Origin of the sequence: Vibrio sp. 99-8-1 (assembly GCF_013114595.1) — a bacterium.
Taxonomy (GTDB): domain Bacteria; phylum Pseudomonadota; class Gammaproteobacteria; order Enterobacterales; family Vibrionaceae; genus Vibrio.
Map to the genome: position 1 here is coordinate 33836 of NZ_VTXE01000025.1, position 6622 is coordinate 40457.

General features: G+C 42.7%; 4 protein-coding genes. 3 read left to right on the forward strand and 1 reads right to left on the reverse strand.

The window, feature by feature from the left end; all coding sequences use genetic code 11:
• Positions 1 to 15 precede the first annotated feature (15 nt).
• The 3 genes from F0227_RS14525 to dsbD are packed head-to-tail and all read left to right on the forward strand — an operon-like array spanning position 16 to position 3900.
• Positions 16 to 1239, forward strand: coding sequence for a DUF3570 domain-containing protein (locus tag F0227_RS14525; RefSeq protein WP_171753942.1), 1224 nt, complete (start codon positions 16 to 18; stop codon positions 1237 to 1239).
• Positions 1229 to 2125 (forward strand): FAD:protein FMN transferase, encoded by an 897-nt coding sequence (locus F0227_RS14530; protein ID WP_171753943.1) that lies wholly within the window; start codon positions 1229 to 1231, stop codon positions 2123 to 2125. The genes F0227_RS14525 and F0227_RS14530 overlap by 11 nt, the downstream gene beginning before the upstream one ends.
• Positions 2122 to 3900: a protein-disulfide reductase DsbD gene (gene dsbD, locus F0227_RS14535; RefSeq protein WP_171753944.1), complete on the forward strand. Its 1779-nt coding sequence runs from the start codon at positions 2122 to 2124 to the stop codon at positions 3898 to 3900. The genes F0227_RS14530 and dsbD overlap by 4 nt, the downstream gene beginning before the upstream one ends.
• Positions 3901 to 4002: 102 nt before the next feature.
• On the opposite strand, the gene F0227_RS14540 is transcribed toward dsbD, so the two are convergent.
• Complete coding sequence (locus F0227_RS14540; protein WP_171753945.1) at positions 4003 to 5949, reverse strand: ATP-binding cassette domain-containing protein; 1947 nt, start codon at positions 5947 to 5949, stop codon at positions 4003 to 4005.
• Between the last annotated feature and the right edge of the window lie 673 nt (positions 5950 to 6622).

The window sequence follows — 6622 nt, forward strand, 5'->3', positions numbered from 1 at the left end:
ATAGTAAGAATTAAAATGAAAAAACTACCAATTACGCTGCTAGGTGCAGCCGCTATGGCGAACAGTGCCATGGCAGAAGATCATATTTCGCAGCATTTTCTTAGCTACAAAGAGTATGACGATAAAGTCTCGGCAAATGATTCGGTCATTTCTATTGAAAAAAGCATTGGGCTGGACTGGACTTTGAATGCCGAGCTAGGCTACGACACCGTATCCGGTGCGTCTCCTTCTTGGGGGCCTACCACACCAATCTCTGGTCCGGCTGATGCGTTGGCGAGAGCACAAAAAACAGAACTTGCACAGAGCAAAACAGATCAGGTTATTCGGTCAGGTTACGATCCACACAGAAGCGGTTACAAAGTTCAAAAATACAGTTTAGAAGATACCCGTAAGTCTGTTGGTTTAAGTGCCACTTATCGTGACAAAAAGCGAAATGAGTGGACCTTGGGTGGCAATATTTCAAAAGAAGATGACTACGAGAGTCTTGGTATTAATGGCAAGGGGCTGGTCTATGCTGATCGGTCAAAAAACCGCTCTTACAGCTTGGGTGGCTCCGCGCTATTCGACCAGACTTTAGCTTTTACTCGATACGCTAATTTTACCAATAGTCAGCAATGGAAAGACATTTTTACCGGTAGCATTGAAGCTGGGCTATCACAAACATTTACTCCTGCTCTCTATGCCGTTTTTACCGGTTACACTGGCTATCGAAAAGGGTATCTAAGTAATCACTATTTAACCGTTCTTCGTGAAATTGATGTTAATGATAATAACCAAATTGACAATGATGAAGTCTTCCTTGGCCAAGATTCCCGACCGGATACTCGCTTGTCAGGTGGCATTAACGTTCAGGCCTTTTATTCGGTTAATGACGATGTGGTCGTTAGGCCAAGGTACAAATGGTTCCAAGATGACTGGGGGGTTAGTTCTCATCAAATTGGCGGAAAAATGTCTTGGCAGCTCAATGAGAAGTTCACGATAGCGCCGGGTTATTTCTGGTACAAACAACAAGGGGCCGATTTTTATAGGGATCCTGAGAGCTCAAACCCGTCGTTTGCGGCAACGGGATACGCAACGTCAGACCTTCGTTTGGGTGACTTTACTGCAAACTCCTACGAGATAGGCGCAAGTTACAAAGTTATCAAACAGCTACGACTGAATATTCTTGGGGCATATTATCAACAGAGTAACGGATTTAAAGCACAGTGGTGGGCAATAGGAGCGACCTATGCGTTCTAATGAGCCCTTCGTTCATCGCTTTCAGGCTATGACGGTGCCATGTGAGATTCAGCTGTTTACACCGACAAAACTGAGTGTGCCTGTGGGGAGTATCGTAGACGATATTATCTTTAATACTCGACGGTTGGAGAGCCGATATAACTTTTATTCAGACAGCTCTTGGTTGAGTCAAAAGGTGAATCAGCGTAACAGCTCCGTGGTGATATTAGATGATGAGTCCTTGGTGATCTTTCAGCATCTAGAGACTCTAGCAACCTTGTCTGATGATGTATTCGACACGACGGTTGGTAGCGTAAAAGCCCTGTTGCAGCGAGAGCCCAAGCTCTCTCACCGAGAGGCATTTCAGCGTTTAAAATGGGCGATGGGTAAGCAGAGTTGGACGCTGGAAGAGAACAGGCTGATCATTGAACATCCAGAGACAAAGTTCGATTTAGGCGGTGTAATTAAAGAGTATGCAGTTGATCAAGCGGTTGCGATTGCTAAGTCCTATGGCATAACGTCTATGTTGGTCAATTTTGGCGGCGATATTTTTGCATTGGGTAAAAAACCGGATGGTGCACCATATAATGTAGCAGTGCTTAACCCGAAGCAGAGTACAGAGCCTTATTTTGCTCTTCCGGTTGAAGATGCTGCGCTGACGACCTCTGCGCATTATCAGCGTCGTTTTCAGTTTGCAGATAAAAACACATCTCATATTTTGTCAGCAACAGAAACCGAGAAAAAAATACTATCTGTTACGGTCGTGGCAAAGACCGTGTTGGAAGCAGGGGCGCTAAGTACCTCACTTACGGTAAAGCCGGCCCTAACCATACCAGAAAATGTCGCCGCTATTTTTATCGATGACCAGCTGACTATTCATCAAGACACGGAGTTTCTATTGCGATGAAGCGTTACTTCATAACTCTATTATTTGTTTTCGTCTCTGCTTTTTCCTTTGCAGAAGAGAGTGATTTTTTACCTGTGGAACAGGCTTTTCCTTTTTCATGGCAGCTCAATGAACAGGGCGCGGTGTTGGTAACATTTGATACCCAACAAGGCTATTACCTTTATAAATCCCGTTTCTCTTTTAAAGGAGATGAAGCTCTGTCCATTTCTCAACCCAGCTATTCATTAGCAGGGGAAGAAAAACAAGATCCATATATGGGCAATGTGGTGGTGTTCCACCAACCGTTGGAAATTACGCTGCCTTATACGGGGGAAGGGACACTGACTGTCAGGTACCAAGGATGTGCGGACAAAGGGTTGTGTTATCTGCCTCAGAAGCAGACCATTCAACTACCGCCAAGTTTAGCGCCTAAAACGGAATCACAGAATGAAAGCTACTTCGATTTCGCAGCACTTAGTACAGATACCTCTACTCTTTCATCATTCTTATCCTCTGCGGGCAAGCCTAAAGCACTGCTAGTGTTTTTCTTGCTTGGTCTCGGTTTATCTTTGACACCCTGTGTTCTGCCTATGATTCCTATTTTAGCCAGCATCATTGGCGGCCAAGAAGCGATGACGGGCAGAAAGGGGGCAGCACTTTCTAGCGCGTATGTTTTTGGCATGGCCACCAGCTATGCGATAACAGGTATCTTGGTTACAACACTAGCAAAAGGCGTTAACTTGCAAGCCGCAATGCAGCAACCTTGGTTACTTAGTATTTTTGCTGCTCTTTTTGTTTTGCTCGCCTTAGCGATGTTCGGATTCTACGAACTTCAGCTACCGGCGGCACTACAGCAGAGGCTGAATCAAGGTTCAGACAAGCTCGGCGGTGGAAAAATGGCCAGCGTTTTTGCTATGGGCGCCATCTCTGCTCTTGTTGTTTCTCCATGTGTTAGCGCTCCTTTAGCGGGGACTTTGCTCTATGTTTCAACGACTCAAGACTGGCTATTTGGTGGCGCAACACTGTTTGTTATGGCGCTTGGTATGGGCGTACCCTTGATCGCCATTGGTGCAAGTGGCGGTCGACTTCTGTTACGCAGCGGTGCATGGATGGTGTCGGTGAAACAGATATTTGGTGTGCTATTACTGGCGGTCTCAATTGTGCTGTTAAGTCGCTTTATTGATGCGTCTTATACTATGGCGCTGTGGGCACTGCTCGCCATTGGAACCGGGATACATTTTGGCGCATTGGAGTCGGCCAATCCGGGTTGGCCTAGAACCCGAAAACTCGTTGCCCTGTTGCCATTGTTCTATGGGTTAATCATGTTGGTGGGCTTAGTAAATGGCGGTAGCGACCCTTTTGACCCGCTGCAAAAGAACAGTTCGGTAAGTAGCTCTGTCTCTAAACCTTCATTGGCTAACCGTTTCATAAAACTATCCTCCATTGATGAATTGGAAGCTACCATTAATGATGCGTCAAGCAGTGGCGATAAGGTGCTCATTGATTTGTATGCTGACTGGTGTGTCTCTTGCAAAGTGATAGAAAAGAATGTGTTTGCTGATGAGCAAATACGGCAACAACTGAATGGGTGGAAAAAGATTAAGCTCGATGTCACTGACAGTACTTCAGAGCAGATGGCATGGTTAAACAACAAGAACGTTTATGGCCCTCCTGCTATCTTCTTTTATTCGTCAACTGGTGAGATGGAGTCTGCCCGTATTATGGGAGATATTGATAAGGAAGGATTTAAGATCAAGTTAGCGCAAGCCAACGCTTTGGGTAAAAACGGTCGCTAACTCTTTTTAGTTTAACAATGACCTCGTTTCGTAATGACTTAGCTGCTGAAATGCCCGCCACCAGTCTGGCTGGTGGCGGGAACTTGAGTATGCATGATCCAATTAGGATGGAATTTTAATAATAGAGTTCTTAGTCTGTACCAGCTGCTGTTCTTTAATTTCATAGAGGTTGGGCAGCTGATTTAGGGTCACTTTATCGTGAGAAACAACCAGTAATATCGCGTCAGGCGCTTCTTGCTTAATATACTGAAGCAGAGCGCTAACATCCGCGGTTGACAGGTTAGACAGAGCTTCATCAAGAATAATTATCTGTTTACTAGGATCGATGCTCATCAAAATGAGCAGTTTGCGTTTTTGCCCTGTCGACATGGCGATCTGGCTAATATCTCTCTGGAAAACAAATTCATAATCGATAGGCGCATGGGTAAAAATCAAGCTGCATATCTTGGTGATTTTGTTCACGTCGGTGACACCACGCATATAAAAATTGGCATAGACACTGCCGCGAATAAACTCAGAGTTAGGGTCGATAAAGACGACTTGTTTGGCAAATACGTTAGGATCAATATCGGCGCTATTATAGAAGTCATTGTACAGAATAGTACCGCTATATTCGGTATGAGACTGAACAATGGCTGCCATCAATGTTGATTTTCCACACCCGATAGGGCCATAAAACCCGTAGGTATTTCCTTTGGTTAGCTGCAAATTAATATTATTCAGCAGCGGAGACTGTTCGGCGGTGATGTCGACGTTTTTTAAGCTAACATTGGTTATGTTTTCAATATGCAGACCTTTTTGAACAAGCTTAGGTTCAAGGTTGTCCAACAACTCTCCAACAGCGAGTTTTAGGTGGTAGGTTGAGATCAGAACAAAGAAGCTCTTGGTCACAAAGCTGATCACACTTGAGGCCGCTCGACCATTCAATATTAGCAAAGCAAATAGGACGTTAAATACGCTGGTGTCGACTTTGGAGGTGTAAAACAGCACGATAAACAGCATGAAACTGGCAACAAATGAACTAACGCGAACAAACTCTTCCCAGTTAAAGTTAAAACTGGCTAACTTATGGTCACTATCAAATGATTTCTTACATGAGTTCTCAAAGTTATTGAGCATAGATTGATTGTTCAAAAACCTTAACTGCTTGTTGTTTCGGTAGTAAGAAATACGTTCATTGAGTAGATCTTGTTGAGCCGATTCAAGTTCAATAAACACCTTGTAATTTCGATAACGCATGTAGGTTGCAGCGGCAATGACAACTAGATAAAAGGCAAATAATCCAAGGGCGTAGCTGCCAATAAACAAGAAGAGAAGAGAGATCACCAATAGAAATATGGAGGCGTCCATGATTATGCTGGGCAGGTTATCCCAGATAACTTTTCTATTGGATTCCACCATGCGCATTTTGGTTAAGCTATCTTTCTGTTTAAAGCCCGGCATCAGGGCGAGTAAGTAACGCTCTATTTTGATGGCATTTTTGTCGATTTTTCTTAAATGGACATGCTTTATCATGTGTTTCAGGGCGTACTCGCACCCCCATAAAATTAAAAAAGCCAGAGTAACAAAGACAAGCGTGGAAGCTTGGGAGTTAAAAATGAGTCGTGTGTTGAATAAGTTGCTGTAAAAGGCAGGAATCAGAACAAATGGAACCGCCGCTAAAAGGAAAAAGTTAATCTTAGGAAAGAGTTGGTAGATAACTTCGACAAATTCACGGGTTTTCAGGCTTTTAGGGTATGCCTCAATAAATACAACTTCTTTACCGATGACATCTGTCATCTCGATCTGTTCATGTCTGTCATTGACTAAGTTGGTACCCACACGCTGCACAAACGAAGGATTATTATCGGAAATGATAAAGGCTTCAGGCAGATCATTGACAGAGTTTACCGGTCGTTTTTCTAATGAATAGCTAAATAGAGGATCGATAAACAGCGGTTTAAGTTGCGAGATAAGTTGATCAAGTGTCTCTCCCTCTATGTGTTTAAAGGCTTTCCAATCAAAGCTGGCTTGAGCTTGTTTTACAAGCCGTGTGATAACTGTTTTCATAAAGGTCTCATCGAAAATAACTGCCTGCATACCGAAGTGATCTCAAGGTTCAGGATTCACAATGGCATCCCTTTCAAGATTATCTGACGCTGAGCAAGCACCTTGAGGTCAATGGCGTATGATAAGTCTCTCTCGTAAATAGCACAATCTAATCTGAAATATTCCTTACCCTTTATTACTTGCACGTAACATTTTGTTTTCAAGTCGTCATGTTCAGATAGTTACAATATATTGATTGTCACCATTGCATCATATCGCATAGGTATAGCTAACAGATTTTATTCTATTTCTGCATATAGCGGAAAGTTATTGATATAATGTTCGGTCTTATATTACACGGTGTTATAATACCGTATTAGTGTGTTATTTGTTTTAATTATCAATGGTCGTTGGCAATCGTTTTACTGGTATTGCTAGGCTGAATAATGTGTCCATTTTTATCTATATAGATCAATATCTTTTCGTGATTGGCTCATTTTTATGTTATAAGTTCACCTCTGATAAGGTGAGTGTTAATGAGTTGTTTTAATTTGGATAATGCGAACGGGTTTTTATATTAAGTTCTGGTGACATTATTAACATTTGGAAATAACCACATTTTTTTTATCATTATTATATTTTGATTAAATTTTGATTAATTTTTGGGCAAATTAAGCTAGTTGGGTCTGTTACT

Bases quoted from the DNA above. Each gene is read 5' to 3' on its own strand.
- dsbD (WP_171753944.1), top strand. From the start codon at position 2,122: ATGAAGCGTTACTTCATAACTCTATTATTTGTTTTCGTCTCTGCTTTT.
- F0227_RS14530 (WP_171753943.1), top strand. From the start codon at position 1,229: ATGCGTTCTAATGAGCCCTTCGTTCATCGCTTTCAGGCTATGACGGTG.
- F0227_RS14525 (WP_171753942.1), top strand. From the start codon at position 16: ATGAAAAAACTACCAATTACGCTGCTAGGTGCAGCCGCTATGGCGAAC.
- F0227_RS14540 (WP_171753945.1), bottom strand. From the start codon at position 5,949: ATGAAAACAGTTATCACACGGCTTGTAAAACAAGCTCAAGCCAGCTTT.